Source organism: Streptomyces sp. AK02-01A (assembly GCF_033795305.1).
Taxonomy (GTDB): domain Bacteria; phylum Actinomycetota; class Actinomycetes; order Streptomycetales; family Streptomycetaceae; genus Streptomyces.
The window spans coordinates 63,090-78,344 of record NZ_JARBAE010000036.1; the positions used below are offsets into that span (position 1 = coordinate 63,090).

At 70.6% G+C, this 15,255-nt stretch carries 7 protein-coding genes; all 7 read right to left on the bottom strand.

The window, feature by feature from the left end:
* Positions 1-834 (bottom strand): M55 family metallopeptidase, encoded by an 834-nt coding sequence (locus PV679_RS27265; RefSeq protein WP_319683059.1) that lies wholly within the window; start codon positions 832-834, stop codon positions 1-3.
* A gap of 422 nt (positions 835-1,256) precedes the next feature.
* The gene (locus PV679_RS27270; RefSeq protein ID WP_319683060.1) at positions 1,257-2,492 is read right to left on the bottom strand and encodes an ATP-grasp domain-containing protein; all 1,236 of its coding nucleotides are present in this window, start codon (positions 2,490-2,492) and stop codon (positions 1,257-1,259) included.
* Positions 2,489-5,281 (bottom strand): amino acid adenylation domain-containing protein, encoded by a 2,793-nt coding sequence (locus PV679_RS27275; RefSeq protein WP_319683061.1) that lies wholly within the window; start codon positions 5,279-5,281, stop codon positions 2,489-2,491. The genes PV679_RS27270 and PV679_RS27275 overlap by 4 nt, the downstream gene beginning before the upstream one ends.
* A gap of 23 nt (positions 5,282-5,304) precedes the next feature.
* Positions 5,305-6,174, bottom strand: coding sequence for an SDR family oxidoreductase (locus tag PV679_RS27280; RefSeq protein WP_319683062.1), 870 nt, complete (start codon positions 6,172-6,174; stop codon positions 5,305-5,307).
* The gene (locus tag PV679_RS27285; protein ID WP_319683063.1) at positions 6,171-6,887 is read right to left on the bottom strand and encodes a thioesterase II family protein; all 717 of its coding nucleotides are present in this window, start codon (positions 6,885-6,887) and stop codon (positions 6,171-6,173) included. The genes PV679_RS27280 and PV679_RS27285 overlap by 4 nt, the downstream gene beginning before the upstream one ends.
* A gap of 1 nt (position 6,888) precedes the next feature.
* Complete coding sequence (locus tag PV679_RS27290) at positions 6,889-11,895, bottom strand: non-ribosomal peptide synthetase (RefSeq protein WP_319683064.1); 5,007 nt, start codon at positions 11,893-11,895, stop codon at positions 6,889-6,891.
* An 86-nt stretch (positions 11,896-11,981) separates the two neighbouring features.
* Positions 11,982-15,255: amino acid adenylation domain-containing protein (locus tag PV679_RS27295; RefSeq protein WP_319683065.1), on the bottom strand; the 3,274-nt coding region annotated here is incomplete at its 5' end.

A 15,255-nucleotide genomic window follows, 5' to 3' on the forward strand; every position in this document is an offset into this window, starting at 1 on the left:
TCAGCCATACTGCTCCTCCACCGCGGACGAGACGATCGTGGTGACCGCCTTGAAGGTGCGAATGGCCTCATACATCGTCCCGCTGGTGTAAGCGACACGCCGCTCTCCGCTGGGAGCCGTCCCGGGGACGACCGTGGCCGCGGCGGAGAGATGATCCGCGTCGAATTCCAGCTCGACGGTGAAGGGGCCACCGCTGACCGGTGTGTACCGCCGGGCGAGCGCCGTGGCCTCCTTGGCGGCGGCGCGGATACCGGCGGCGGTACGGGCCGGAGTGCGGCAGACCGCCGCGTACCGCGAGACATGGTCTTTGACCGCGACCTTGCGGGCGTCCGGCGCGTAGCCGTCCGCGTCCACGCAGGTCAGGTCGTCGCCGGTGACCAGCACCACGGGGACGCCGTACTCCGCGACGACATGCGCGTTGAGCAGTCCCTCGCTGGCCCGGGCGCCGTTCAGCCACACTCCGGTGATGGAGTTGGCGAGATAGGTGTGCGCCAGTACGCCCTCCGTGCCGGCGCCGGTGTGATAGCCGACGAAGGCGATGCCGTCGACATCGCCGTGCTGCACGCCCTCGACCATGGACAGCGACTTGTGGCGGCCCGTGAGCATCTCGGCGCGCTCGTCGAGCCGCTCCAGCAGCAGATTGCGCATGGACCAGTGCGCCTCGTTGACGAGTACCTCGTCGGCGCCGCCGTCGAAGAAGCCGAGCACGGCGGCGTTCACGTCGGAGGTGAACAGAGCGCGGCAGCGTTCCCACTGCGGTGTGCCCGGCAGGACGTCGGCCGGCCAGGTCACGCCGGTGGCGCCCTCCATGTCGGCGCTGATGAGGATCTTCACAGGCCCCTCCGTCCTTCCTGGTCGGACCGCCGAAGCGGCGCCTCCTGACATCCGTACTCGACATCCGGTGCGGCAAACCCCGAGCAGATCCCCCACCCTATCCAGCGCTCCGGAAAGAGATCCATTCTCCTTTCGCGCGGCCGTCGGGCCCAGGACGTGTCTGACACATGGCGCCGTCCGCCCGGAGGGCGGGGCCCGCGGCGTCTGGTGCGTGCGATCCCAAGGCGGAGGATCATCCGTGTACTGGACGTACTCGGATGACTCCGACAACGCGGTGAGCGTGCGTGCCAGGCGTCGCAGGCCAGGCGGGATGTGTCAGACAGGGCCTACGGGCTGTCCCGGCAGCGCGAAGGAGGGGACACGGCGGTCGTCCGGCTCGCGACGCCCGCCGTGTCCCCTCCTCCAGGGGCTTTCTCCCGCGCTCAGAGCGGGCGCAGTACCTCCAGACGTACGGCCCCGGCCGCCTTCGCCAGGTCGGCCAGACAGGCTTCCCTGGAGTCGGCGACGGTGGTGATCAAGGCGTACCGGCTGGAGACATGGCCCTCGGGCGGCAGCCGCAGTTCCTGCCCCGGCAAAGCGAGGGCGAGCGCGGTGTCCACCGAGGCGGGCAGGGCCTTCTCGTCGATGACCACGCCTCTGGCGACGCAGTCCGCCCCGGGATAGAGAAACCGCACCGCGGCGACCCTGCGGTGGGCGGGCCGCAATTCCGGACTGTCCCCGCAGGCGACCCGCGCGGCGATCAGCGCCGCGTCGACACCGAGCGCGAGACGGCCCACGTCCGGGATGCGGTCGCCGCCGATCCGGGCGTTGATCTCGACGACCTTGGGTCCGCCGGAGGTGAGCCGCAGCTCGGTGTGCGTCCAGCCGGTGGTGAAGCCGACCGCGGCATGGGCCCGGCTGAGCACATCGGCCACCACCGGGTCCCGCAGCAGCGGATCCTCGCCGTCGACGAGATGGCTGATCTCCTCGAAGTACGGCGGGAATCCGCACTCCTTGCGGGCCACGAAGCCGAGCGACATCCGTCCGTCGTGCCAGGCTGCGTCCACACTGATCTCGGGGCCGTCCAGATACTCCTCGACCAGGACGTCACCGGGCGTCACCTCCACCGCGCCCGGCGCGGTGGCTCCGCGCGCCACCCGGAACCGGGCGGCGAGCTGGTCCGCCGACTCGACCTTGACCACGCCGGCGCTGGCGTTGAGCGCGCGGGGCTTGAGCACCAGCGGATAGCCGGTCGTCGCCGCCGCGGCGCGCGCCTGGCGCAGCGAGGTCACCAGGATCGACGTGGCCTGCGGCACACCGGCCCGGTCCAGCGCCTCCCGGGTGGCCCGCTTGTCACGGCAGGCCAGAACCGCTTCCGGCGGGCTGCCCGGGAGGCCGAGCAGCCGCGCCAGCCGCGCGGTCTGGACGACGCGGGTGTCGTCCCAGGTGAGGACGCCGTCGTACGGCGCGCGGCCGCTGCCGGGACCGGCCGCCGCCGCCATGGCCTCGGGATCGGTGGTGTCGAGCACGGTGTGCCCGGCGAGATACGGGCCTTCCCAGTCCGGCTCCCGGTCGGTGAAGAGCCAGAGGTCGTACGCCTCGGCGACCGACCGCAGCATGTACTCCCGGTAGGCCCGGGAGCCCGCTCCGACCAGCAGCAGCCGTCTTCGGCTCGTCATGTCCGCTCCTTCGCGCCGTCGAGTGTCGCGGCCAGCGAGCGCACGGTGCGATTCAGATAGAGCCCGCTCAGCGGGAAGGCGGGCAGACCGGCGGCCCTGACCGCCGCCGAAAGCCGCACGCCGAGCAGCGAGTTGCCACCCAGGTCGAAGAAGTCGTCGTCCAGCCCGATACGGAAGCCGAACACCTTCTCCCACACCGACTTCAGCCGGGACTCGACATCGGCGTCCTCCACCGTGTCGTCGCCGGTGTCGTCCGCGTGCGTCGGCAGCAACGGCTCCGGCAGCCGGGCCGTGTCGACCTTGCCGTTGGGCGTGAGCGGCAGCGCGGGCAGCACGGTGACCGTCGACGGCACCATGTGCTCGGGCAGGAAACGAGCGGCGTGCTTGCGTACCTCCTCGGCGTCGCCGCTTCCCGGAGTGAGCACGACATAGCCGTCGAGCCGGGCACCGGCGGCGTCGGCCGGATCCTGGCGCAGCACGACCGCCGCCGCGACCACCGAGGGAGCGTCGAGCAGCCGGGCCCGGATCTCGCCCAGTTCGATACGGAAGCCGCGCAGCTTCACCTGGTTGTCCAGGCGTCCCAGGTGTTCCAGCCGGCCGTCGGGCAGCAGCCGGCCGCGGTCGCCGCTGCGGTACATCGGCCCCGGTGCGAACGGATCCGGCAGGAAACGCTCCTCCGTCAGCTCGGGCCGGTTGAGGTACTGGCCCGCCACGCCGACACCGCCCACATAGATCTCTCCGGCCACACCGGGCGGCAGTGGCCGCCCGGCGCCGTCGAGGACGTACACGTGCCAGCCGGGCAGGGCGGCCCCGACGGAGCGGGAGCCGGACAGCGCCTCGCGCCTGGTGACGGTCTGCGCGGTGACATGCACGGTGGTCTCGGTGATGCCGAACATATTGACCAGCCGGCATTCCCAGTCCGGATGCCGGTCCTGCCAGAGCCGCAGCGGCCCGGTGTCCAGCGGCTCGCCGCCGAAGACGACCAGGCGCACCGAGCCGCTCACCCGCTTCTCCTGGTCGACGGCCATGAGCTGCGAGAACGCGCTCGGGGTCTGATTCAGCACGGTCACCTGCTCGGTGTCGAGCAGCGTGGCGAACTCCTCGGGATCGCGGGACGCCCAGTAGGGCACCACGACCAGCCGCCCGCCTGTCATCAGGCAGCCCCAGATCTCCCAGACCGAGAAGTCGAACGCGCTGGAGTGGAACAGCGTCCACACATCACGCTCGCCGAGCCCGAAGTCGTCCTTCGTCGCCGCCAGCAGGCCCGCCACATTGCGGTGCGGTACCACCACGCCCTTGGGCCGGCCGGTGGAGCCGGAGGTGTAGATGACATAGGCGGCGCCGCCGGAGTCACCGGCCGGCTCCGGCGGGACGGCGGGCCGCTCTCCCGCCGCCAGCGAGCCGGGCCCGACGGTCCGTACGCCGTCCAGCGCCGGGAAGTCCGCGGAGTCGGTGACGACGACGGACAGTCCGGCGTCCTCGGCCGTGTACGAGAGCCGGTCGGCCGGATAGGCCGGATCCATCGGCACATAGGCCGCACCGGACTTCAGCACCGCGAGCAGGACGACCACCAGGTCGAGCGAGCGGTCGAGGCTCACGCCCACCCGGTCGCCCGCGCCGACGCCCAGCGCGCGCAGCGCGTGCGCGGCCTGGCCGGCGCGCTCGTCCAGCTCGCGGTAGGTCAGCCGGGTGTCCTCGAAGGAGACCGCCGTGGCGTCCGGAGTGCGCTCGGCCCAGGAGCGGATCACCTGGTCGATACGGTCCTTCGGGATGTCCGGTGTGCGTCCGAGGCCGCCGATGACGGCGAGCCGGCGGAGCTGGTCCTGGTCGAACAGGTCCAGCGAGCCGAGCGGAGCGTCCGGGTCGGCGGCCGTCAGCGCGCCGTGTGCGGTGACGAGCATCCCGGTGAGCCACCGCACCACCTCGTCGTCGAAGACGCTGTGCCGGTACCGGCTCGTGCCGACGAGCCCGGCGGCGCCGTCGTCGGCGACATGGACCGACAGCGGATGGACGGGCGCGAGGAACGGCCTGTGCTCCAGGACTTCCGCCTTCACACCCGTACCGGTGACCACCTCGGCCGGCTCGGTGACGACCAGTCCGACGACCGGTTCGAGGCCGGGCACCGGTGCGGCGGTGGCCCGCAGCACTCCGTCCAGATAGGCGGAGACGGTCAGTCGCTCGTCGGCGCTGAAGGCCAGGCTGTGTTCGGCGTCCACGCCCAGCACCACATCGGCCGCGCCGGTGCAGCGGGCCAGCACCAGGCCGAGCGCCGCCGCCGAGGTGATCTGCGCGCGGCCCTCGCGCGCGGCCGGAGCGGTGAAGTCGTACCGGCCCACGGTGGACCGGCCCGGCTCGCCCAGTCCCCAGTCCGGCGCCGCCGTCCGGTCCAGCCGGTCCAGCCCGGCCCGCAGCCGTTCACCGGTCTCCGCCGGCTCCGTGCGGAGCGGCTCGGGATCGATGAGCAGCGCGCCGAGCAGCGTGTGCGGATCCGGTACCGACGCGCGATGGACGACCATGATCAGGTCGGCGGCGCCGTCGCGGTAGCGCAGCAGCACCACCCGCAGTCCTGGGCCGGTCTCCGGGTCGACCGGCCGGGACAGCTCCCGCGACCGCTGGCGCGCGGCGGCCGCGGAGTCGGGGCCCTCGGCGACATCCTCGATCCAGAGTCTGGTTCCGGCGTTCGGGCTCCCGGCGGTGGCACGGTCGAGATTGCGGCCGAGCCACTCCGGATCGGCGCCGGTGTGCACCCGCACCGCGAGCGCCTGGCACAGCAGGCCGGCCTCATTCATCGGTGTTCCCTCCTCAATGTCCATCACCGGCTGGTGAACCCTCCGTCGACGGTGACGGTGCTGCCGGTCACCTGGCGGGATCCGTCCGAACCGAGCCAGACCGCCGCTCCCGCGACATCCTCCGGCTCGATCAGCCGGTTCATGGGCTGGGCCGCCACAAAGGTCTCCTCGTGCTCCTCGACGGGAACGGCGAGCGACCGCGCGATCTCGGTCAGCATCCGTCCCTCGGCGGCCTCGTCGTCCCGTACGGATCCCGGGCACAGCGCGTTGACCCGTACCTGGAACGGCGCGAGGTCCAGCGCCGCCGCCTTGGTCAGCCCCACCAGCGCGTGCTTCGCGGTGACATAGCCGGCGAAGTGCCGGTAACCGACCAGTCCGGCGGTGGACGCCACATTGATGATGCTGCCGGAGCGCTGATGGGTCATCACCTTGCCCACGGCCTTGATCATCCGCCAGGCGCCGGACACATCGACATCGAGCATCAGATCCCATTCGCCGGGATCGATGTCATGCACCGTCTTGCCGGAGGGCGCGGCGATGCCCGCGCCGCTGAGCAGGATGTCGATCCGGCCGAACCGGTCGACGGCGGTCCTGACCACCTGGTTCACCGCGGCCAGGTCCCGTACGTCGGCCTCGGCGGTCACCACCGTGATCCGGTCGTTCTCCTCCCGGCACAGCCGGGCGGTGTGGGCGAGCTGGCCGGGCGTGCCGAGCGGGTACGGCACGCCGTCCAGGTCGTGGCCGATGTCGGTGAGCAGCAGATCGGCCCCGGCACGGGCGTACGCGAGGGCGCACGCCCGGCCGATGCCCCGCGCGGCGCCCGTGATCAGCGCGGCCTTCCCGGTCAGCCCGGTGGTGTCCGCGGCACGGTCCGCGGAGATGACGGGGCTCAACGCCCCGCTCCCTGTGCCGCCAGTTCCTCGTCCATCAGGCGCACCAGCTCGCCGGGCGAGTCGGTGACGTACATGTGTCCTCCCGGCACCTCCGCCTGCCGGCAGCCGGCCGAGGTGGCGCTTTCCCACTCGGCCGCCTGGGCACGGGAGACCAGCTCGTCGTCGGCGCCGCGGATGGAGACGATCGGCACCGGCAGCGGCTTCTCGGACGGCGCCCGGTAGTTCTCGTGCATCTCCACGTCCGCGCGCAGGGTGGGCAGCAGCATCTCGCGCAACTCCGGGTGTTCCAGCGCCGGGTGGGTGTATCCGGCGAACTCGCGCACCTGCTCCAGGAAGCCGTCGTCGGTCAGGCCGGTGGCGCGTGACTCACGCTGGGTCCACGGTCCCGGTGAGCCGCTGACGAACAGTCTGACCACCCGCGGCATGCCGAGGCCGTTGATGCGGTGAGCCATCTCGTACGCCATGACGGCGCCGAGGCTGTGTCCGAAGAGGGCCACCACCGGGCTGCCCGCGATCTGGTCGAGCACGGTCGGCAGCAGATCGTCCACGGCGGCGACCACATCGGTGTACAGCGGTTCGCCGAACCGCTCCTCACGGCCGGGAAGCTGGACGGGGCTGATGAGCACGGTGTCGCTGCCGTACTCCTGGCACCTGCGGAACGCCGAGGCTCCGGCGCCCGCGAACGGGAAGCACAGCACGGGAATCTGTCGCATGTCAGCTCTCCAGCTCGTCCGCGGACGTCCAGGCCCGCTCGATCAGTTCACCGGTGGTGGCGGGATTGCCCCGCACGAAGTAGTGGCCGCCGCTCTCCAGTTGGTGGAAGCGGACGTCCGAGGCGACCATGTCCCAGGCCCGGTACTCGTCGACGGCGTCCACCAGGCCCTTGTCGTCGGCCGCCACGACCGCCGTGAACGGCGCTTCGATCTTCCAGTCGGGCCGCTCCTGGGAGAGCTCGATGAAGTAGCGGTAGCCGTTGCAGACGTCGTGCCGGAAGATGTCGCCCATGAACGACGTGTGCTGGCTGTCCATCCCCTCCAGCTCCGTGTAGCCGGTCTCCTCGACCATGTAGTCGATGATCTGCTGGTCGTTCCAGCCGTCGATCAGCTCGATACTCTCCCGCATGTCCTCGACGGGCACCAGCAGCTTGGAACCGATGAACACGTGCCGCAGGTCGAAGCCCTGTTTCTCCAGCACCCGGGCCAGCTCCACGGTCACCGCCGCTCCGCCGCAGTGGCCCCAGAGGATCAGCGGCAGATCGGCCTTCCGCTCGATCTCGTCGACCACGCGGAGCACCGTCTCGACGACACCGGCGAACTCGCCGGGCCGGCTGGGATTGTGGCCCGGCTGCTCGACGCCGTACACGACGAGGTCGGTGGTGAGCTTCTCCAGCTCGTCGGCGAGCGGCTTGAAGTTGACCGGATGGCCGCACGGATAGGGCACGCAGATGACGGCGGCGCGGGCGCCGGAGGCGCTGCTGGACAGCAACTGCAGCACCTCCTCCCGCTCCTCGGTCCCTCGCTGCTGCCGCTCCACCAGTACGGCGAGCTCGTCCAGGCGCGGCTTGCGGGTCAGATCGCTGAGCGTGACCAGACCGTCGAGCTCCAGGACGACCCGCAGCGCGGAGAGGGAGTTGCCGCCGAGTGCGAAGAAGTCGCCGGTCGCGCCGATCTCCTCGGCCGGCAGCCCCAGCACCCGCTCCCACGCCTCGGTGATCCGGTCGACGGTCGACTGCGAAGCCGTCACCGCCGCTCCGGCCGGCGCGGCCGTCACGGTCTCCGTCACCGGACCGGTGGCGGCGGCGCGCAGCAGCGCCAGGTCCTCGTCGGCCAGCAGCCCGCGCGCCTCGTGGAGGGCGTTCGTCTCGCTGGTCATGAGTTCCAGCACCTGGACGAAGTAGCCGCCGATCCGGTCGATCTGGGCCTCGTCGTACAGATGCGTGTGGTAGTGCAGGCAGAGCTGGATCTCGTCGTCGGAGAAGTGCCGGGAGAACTCCGTACGGAACGGGAACTCCGTCTCCGAGTCGACCCGCATGTCCATCATCGAGAACTCGGGAAGCTGCTTGAGGTTCTTCAGCAGATAGAAGTGCGTGAAGTTGAAGGTGGTCTCGAACAGCGTCCGCTGTGTGCCGAGGTCCTGCTTCATCCGCGCCATCGGATAGCGGCGGTGCGGCAGCAGATCGTGTTCCGCGCCGTACACCCGCTTGATCAGGTCGCCCCAGGTGCCGCCCGCCAGGTCCACCTGGAACGGCACCGAGTTGAGGTGCAGACCGAGAGTGGTCTCCGCGCCGGGCAGTTCCGGCCGGCCGCTGTGCTCGTAGCCGGTCATCACCGTACGCTGCCCCGACACCAGGCCGAGGACCTTCATATGGGCGGCCAGCAGGACGTCCTTGAAGGGTACGGAGAGCGCGTCCGCGGTCGCTTCGATGCGCTCGGTGAGCCCGGCCGGCAGCGGCACGTCCCGCAGGACGACCTTGAAGTCGTCCGTGGGCCGGGCGTCCGCCTTCGGCGGCACATCGGCCGGCTGGGCGTCCTCCATCACCTTCAGCCAGAAGTCCCGCGACTGCGGCGAGCGCAGGGCTTCGCCCTCCAGGCCGACGAAGTTCCTGAGGTGGTTGTCCACCGGCTCGGCCGTGGTGTCCTGTCCCTCACGGACCTGGTGGTACAGCTCGAAGAGCTGGGTGTGCAGCAGGCTGATGCTCCAGCCGTCCAGCGCGGAGTTGTGCTGGCTGACCGTGTACCGGTACAGGTCGTCGCTCAGCACCTGCACATGCAGTGTGACCAGCTCGCCCTGCTCCCACACGAACCGTCTGGCCTTCTCTCCGGCCAGCCACTCCTCGTGCCAGAGCTGTTGGCCCCGGTCGTCGAGATGGCGCAGATCCGCGACCGTCAGCGGCGGCCGCACCTCGCGGTGGACGATCTGGAGGAACTCGCTGAATCCGGTGAGGTGGTAGGTGGTGCGCAGCATCGGATGCCGCAGTGTCAGCAGCCGGACCGCCTCGGTGAACGCCTCCGTGTCGAACGTGCCGCTGATCGAGTAGCTGAGCACGTCGTGGTACTGGCCGAGGCCGCCGGTGATCTCCGTCTGGAAGATCAGCCCGGCCTGGAGCATGGACAGCGGATAGGCGTCCTCCGCGTCCTCGGGCAGCAGCGCGCGGTCCTCGTCCGAGATCAGCTCGAACGGCTGGAATCCACCGCGTGCGGCGACATCGGCCTCCGCCGGAGCGGTCCGCTCGCCGAGGCTCTCGGTGAGCAGCGCGACGGTCTGGTGCTTGAAGAGCTGCTGGAAGGTGAAGTCCAGTCCGGCGGCACGGGACTTCGCCAGGACGGAGACGAAGTGGATGGAGTTGCCGCCGAGCGCGAAGAAGTTGTCGTGGACGCCGATCTTCTCGCGGCCCAGCACCTCCCGCCAGATCGTCGCCAGGATCTTCTCGCGCTCGTTGCGCGGCTCGACGTGCGACGGCGCCTTCTTGCGCAGCGCGTCGGGACCGCGCAGCGCGGCGCGGTCCAGCTTGCCGTTGGGAGTGAGCGGCAGGGCGTCGACCGGCAGGATCCGGCCGGGCACCATGTACTCGGGCAGGGATTCCCGCAGATGGTTCTTGAGGTCGGCCTCGCGCGCGCCGCCGCTCTCCCCGGCGGGTACGACGAATCCGCGCAGCGAGGTCTGCCAGCCGTCGTCCACGGCGACGACCGCGGCGTCCCGCACGCCGTCGTGGGAGCGCAGCCGCTCCTCGATCTCGCCGGGCTCGACACGGAATCCGCGGACCTTGACCTGGAGGTCGATCCGGCCGAGGTAGTCCAGCGTGCCGTCGGGCAGCCAGCGGGCGAGGTCGCCGGTCCGGTAGAGCCGCTCCTCGCCGACGGACGCGCCGTCCACGAACTTCTCCGCGGTCAGTTCCGGACGGCCCAGATAGCCGCGGGCCACGCCCGCGCCCGCGATCCTGAGCTCGCCGGGGATGCCGACCGGGCTCTGGTGTCCCGCGCCGTCCGTCACATACAGCCGGATGTTGTCGATCGGCCGGCCGATCGGCAGCCGGGCCGATCCGCCGAGGCCCCGCACGGGCTGATGAGTGACGTCGACGGTGCCCTCGGTGGGTCCGTACAGGTTGATCAGCCGGGCGTCCGGGACGAGTTGCTCGAACTTCGCCGCCTGGCCCGGGGCGAGGGCCTCGCCGCTGGCGAAGACCTGCCGCAGTGTGTTTGTCTCCGCGCCGGTGGCGAACCGGTCGAGGTGGCCGAGGAACATATTGAGCATGGACGGCACGAAGTGCAGTGTGGAGACGCCGTGCCGCTCGACCGCGGCGAGCAGCGCGTTCGGGTCCTTCTCGCCGCCCGGCTCCAGCAGGGCCAGGGCCGCGCCGGTGAAGGACCACCAGAACAGCTCCCAGACGGAGACGTCGAAGGAGATGGAGGTCTTCTGGAGGACCACGTCGCCGGGGCCGATCGGATAGCTGTTCTGCATCCAGGCCAGCCGGTTGACCACACTGCGGTGCTCCACCAGAACGCCCTTGGGACGGCCGGTCGAGCCCGAGGTGTAGATGACGTACGCGATGTCTCCGGCGCCGCCGGCCGGCTCCAGCGGACCGCTGTCCTCGGCGTAGGACGCCGGGTCGTCCAGGTCGAGTCCCGGAGTGTCACCGAGCAGCGCGCTGAACTTCGCCTGGGTCAGGGCGAGTCGGGCGCCGCTGTCGGCGAGCAGATAGTCCACCCGGGCCTGCGGATACGACGGGTCGATGGGCAGATAGGCGCCGCCGGCCTTCAGTACGGCGAAGAGCGCCACCATCATCTCGGGCGACCGTTCGGCCAGCAGCGCGACGACCGAGTCCGGGCCGACGCCGCGTCCGCGCAGCACACGCGCGAGCTGGTTGGAGCGCGCGTCGAGCTCGCCGTAGCTCATGGTCCGGTCGCCGTCGAGTACGGCGGGCGCGTCCGGCCGCAGGGCCGCGCCCGCGGCGAAGAGGCCGTGGAGAGTGGCGTCCCGGTCGAAGTCCCTGGCGGTGGAGTTGGCGGCCGAGACGATCCGCTCGTCCTCGTCGGTACGCAGATCGACGGCGGACACGTCACTGTCCGGCGCGTCCACGGCGCCGGTGAGCAGCAGCGCGTAGTGCGCGCCGATCCGTTCCACGGAAGCCGCCGAGAAGCGGGCCGAGTCGTACGCGAGAGTGACGGTGAGGGACTCGTCCTCGCGGGCGACGCTGAACCTGGTGCCCGCCGGTGTCGTATATCCGGGATCGTGCAGCTCCGACAGCTCGACGCACACATCGAAGGCGTCGGTGCGGCCCAGCTCTTCGGCGAGCCGCGCCACCGGGAAGTCCTGGTGCCGTTCGGCCTCCTCAATGGCCTTGGCGACCCGTCCCAGCAGTTCCCGCAGCGTGCCGGTGGGCTCCACACGCAGCAGCAGTGGTCCGCCGGCGTGCTCGGCGGACGCGCCTCTGGTCGGCTGGGCGAGTGCCACCTCGTCCTGCCGGGTGTAGCGGCCGAGCAGCGCGGCCAGTGCGGCGGTGAGGACCACATGGAGCATCTCGGGCCGTCCGCGGCTGATCTCGTCGAGCCGCTTCGTCAGTTCCGGTGCGAGGGTGACGACATGGGTGTCCGTGACCGGCGCGGAACCGGCCGGCGCTCTGAAGTCGGAAAGGAATCCGGATCCCTCCGCGAGCGTGGCCAACTGGGCGCGCCAGTAAGCGGCTTGCGGCGATTCTGATGCCGCATGGTCAAGCTGATGCATGGTTCTCTCCCGCATAGCGTTGCATGGCAAAGACAGATCAGAGATCAGTGATGTGAGAGATGAGAGTGTGAATCGGCGGCTGGGGATCAGAGATTGAAGTCGAAGCCGGACACGGGTTCGGGCGCGGGAGCGGGCGCGGGTCCGTGCGCCGCGAGCAGCGCACCCACCTCGGCGGACGGGTCCGCGGCCACCGCGTCGAGCAGTGCCACGAAGGCGTCGCGCCAGGACTCGACCGTCGTACGGAGCAGCAGCCCCGCGGCGTACTGCCAGCTCACCCGCAGCGTGCCGGAGACCTCGTAGATCTGCGTGTTCAGGTCGAACACGGCCTGTCCGTTGGGCTCCAGGCGCAGCGGCACCCGGCTGCCGCCGAGGTCCACCGACAGATAGCGCCCGCTGTGCAGCGCGATGAGCGCGTCGAAGAGCGGGGTCCGGCTGTAGTCGCGGTCGGGAGCGGCCAGCGCCACCAGCTCCTCGAACGGGAAGTCCTGGTGGGCGAAGGCGTCCTCGGCGTTCCGGCCCACCTCCCGCAGCAGCTCGCTGAAGGACGCGCGCGGGTCCACGGTGTTGCGCAGACAGACGGTGTTGGCGAACATGCCCAGCGTCCTGTGCACACCGGAGACGGTCCGCCCGGACACCGGTGTGCCGACGGTGACATCGGTGGTGCCCTTCAGCGCGGACAGCAGTACGTGGTATGCCGAGGCCAGGACCGCGAAGAGTGTGACGTCCTGGCCGCGGGCGAGCCGCCGCAGGGCCTCGGCACGGGCCGGGCCGAGGTCGAACTCCACGGTGGCGCCGTCCAGTGCGCGCATCGCGGGCCGCTCGAAGTCGGTCGGCAGATCGGCCGGCACGACCGGCTCCGCGAACGCCTCGCGCCAGTAGGCCGCCTGTCCGTCCCGCAGTGCCTGTCCGGCCGGGCCGGTCAGCCATACCGCGTAGTCGCGGTACTGGACGGCGGGCGGCTCCGGTGAGTGACCCGCGTAGAGTTCCGCGAGATCTTCGAACAGTGTGACGAGCGAGAAGCCGTCGACGACGATGTGGTGCAGGTCCACGCGGAGCCGGCAGCCGGTTCCGGTGCGGTGCAGTTCCGCGCGCCACAGCGGAGCCCGTGCCAGGTCGAAGGGCCTGACGAACTCCTCGACGGCCGGCGGCGGTCCGTCCAGGACACGCAGTGGCAGCGGCACCTCCGGCTCGATGAGCTGCCGGACTTCGGCGCCCTCGATCACAAAGCGGGTGCGCAGCGCGTCATGCCGCGCGGTGAGTTCGCCGAGGGCTTTCGCGAGCCGTCGCGGATCGGTGTCCGCGGGCAGGTCGAGCGTGACCGGCACGTTGTAGTGCACGGCCTTCTCGTCCTTGAGCTGCTCGAAGTAGACCTGGCGTTGTTGTGGTGTCAGCGGATAGCTGGGCAGCTCGGGAGCGGCCTCGATCTCGGGTCCCGCGGCGGGGCCGAGGGTGTCCAGCAGTCGCGCCAGCGCTTCCAGGGTGCCGGCGCGCAGTACGGCGCTGACGGGGCAGCGCCGGCCGAGCCGTGTCTCCACGCCCGCCGCGATCAGGGTCGCGGTGAGCGAGTCTGCTCCCAGGTCGCGCAGATCGTGCCGGACCCCGATACCGCTCAGGCCCAGGGCCCGCTCGGTCAGCTCGACCAGTATCCGCTCGCTCTCGCCGGTGGGCGCCCGGAACTCCGCTCCGGCGGCCAGTCGCGCGCCGTCGGGATCGGGCAGCCGGCCGCGGTCGACCTTGCCGTTGTGATTGAGCGGAAGCTCGGGCAGTTCGGTCAGATAGGACGGGACCATATGGCCGGGCAGTGTGAGCGCCAGCCGGGAGCGCAGCTCGTCGGCGGTCACCTCCCGCCTGGAGACGTAGTAGCCGCACAGGAATTTGTCGGCGCGGCCGTGCCGGGAACGCGCCATGACCAGGGCCTCGGTGATGTCCGGGTGGCCGAGCATGGCCTTCTCGATCTCGGCGGGCTCCACACGGAATCCGCGCACCTTGACCTGGTGGTCGCGCCGTCCGAGGAATTCGATGACACCGTCCGGCCGCCAGCGCGCGAGGTCACCGCTGCGGTACATACGTCCGCCCGGTACGAACGGGTCGGCCGCGAACCGTTCCGCGGTGAGATCGGCCCGGCCCAGATAGCCGCGCGCCACACCGGCGCCGCCCAGGCAGAGTTCGCCGGGCACACCGATCGGGCTCAGCCGGTCGTCCTCGTCGAGGATGTACGCGCGCGAGTTGGAGATGGGCCTGCCGATCGGAATGCGGTCGAGATCGGCGGCGGTGAGGCGGTGCGTGACGGAGAAGGTGGTGTTCTCCGTCGGGCCGTATCCGTTGACGAGTGTCAGTCCGGGGCAGGCGGCCATCACCTTGGCCACGTGCGGAGCGGACAGCGCGTCGCCTCCGACGAGGAGCTGGCGCAGCGGACGGAACGTGCTCGCGTCCTGTTCGGCCAGTTGGTTGAAGAGCGCCGAGGTCAGCCACATCGTGGTGACACGGTGCGCGGTCAGTTCGGCGCTCAGCCGGCGAGCACTGAGGACGGTGTCGTTGTCCACCAGCCGCAGGCTTCCGCCGTTGAGCAGCGCTCCCCATATCTCGAAGGTGTTGGCGTCGAAGACGATGGAGCCGGTCGGCAGAATCGTGGTGTCGGGACCTAAGTCGGCGTACTCCGCGCCTTTCACCAGGCGCACCACATTGCGGTGTGTGACCTCGACGCCCTTGGGCTTGCCGGTCGTTCCCGAGGTGTAGCAGACATACGCGAGATCGTCGGCCGAGCCGGCGGATTCGAGCGGCGCGCCGGTGGCCTGCGCATCGGTGGCCTGCGCATCGGTGGCCACGACCGTACCGTCGAACGCGAAGTCACCGGTGAGTCCGGGCGCCGTGACCAGGACTCCGACTCCGGAGTCGGCCAGCAAGAGCTCGGTGCGTTCGCGCGGATAGCCCGGTTCCACCGGCAGATAGCCACCGCCCGCCATGAGGATGGCGAGCGCTCCGACGACAAAGTCCGGTGTGCGTTCGGTGCGCAGCGCCACCCGGTCGCCGGTCCGCACACCGGCGGCGTACAGCGCCGCCGCCAGCCGGCCGGCCAGCTCGGACAATTGACGGTACGTCATATTCGTCCGGCGCCAGCTCAGAGCGGTGGCATCGGGCGTACGGCGTACCTGATCGGCGAAGAGCTGATGGATCGGTGTGCTGTCCGGATACGGGCGGGCCGTGTCATTGAATTGGCCCAGGACGAGAGCGCGCTCGTCCTCGCCGAGCAACTCGACCGCGCGCACCGGCCGGTGCGGATGGCCGGCCAGGAATCGCATCGCGCGCAGCAGATGGGCGCCGAACCGCTCGACGGTCTCCCGCTCGAAGAGCGAACTGCGA

Coding starts and splice junctions, on each gene's coding strand:
- PV679_RS27270 (WP_319683060.1), bottom strand. CDS start 2,492: ATGACGAGCCGAAGACGGCTGCTGCTGGTCGGAGCGGGCTCCCGGGCC.
- PV679_RS27275 (WP_319683061.1), bottom strand. CDS start 5,281: ATGAATGAGGCCGGCCTGCTGTGCCAGGCGCTCGCGGTGCGGGTGCAC.
- PV679_RS27285 (WP_319683063.1), bottom strand. CDS start 6,887: ATGCGACAGATTCCCGTGCTGTGCTTCCCGTTCGCGGGCGCCGGAGCC.
- PV679_RS27290 (WP_319683064.1), bottom strand. CDS start 11,895: ATGCATCAGCTTGACCATGCGGCATCAGAATCGCCGCAAGCCGCTTAC.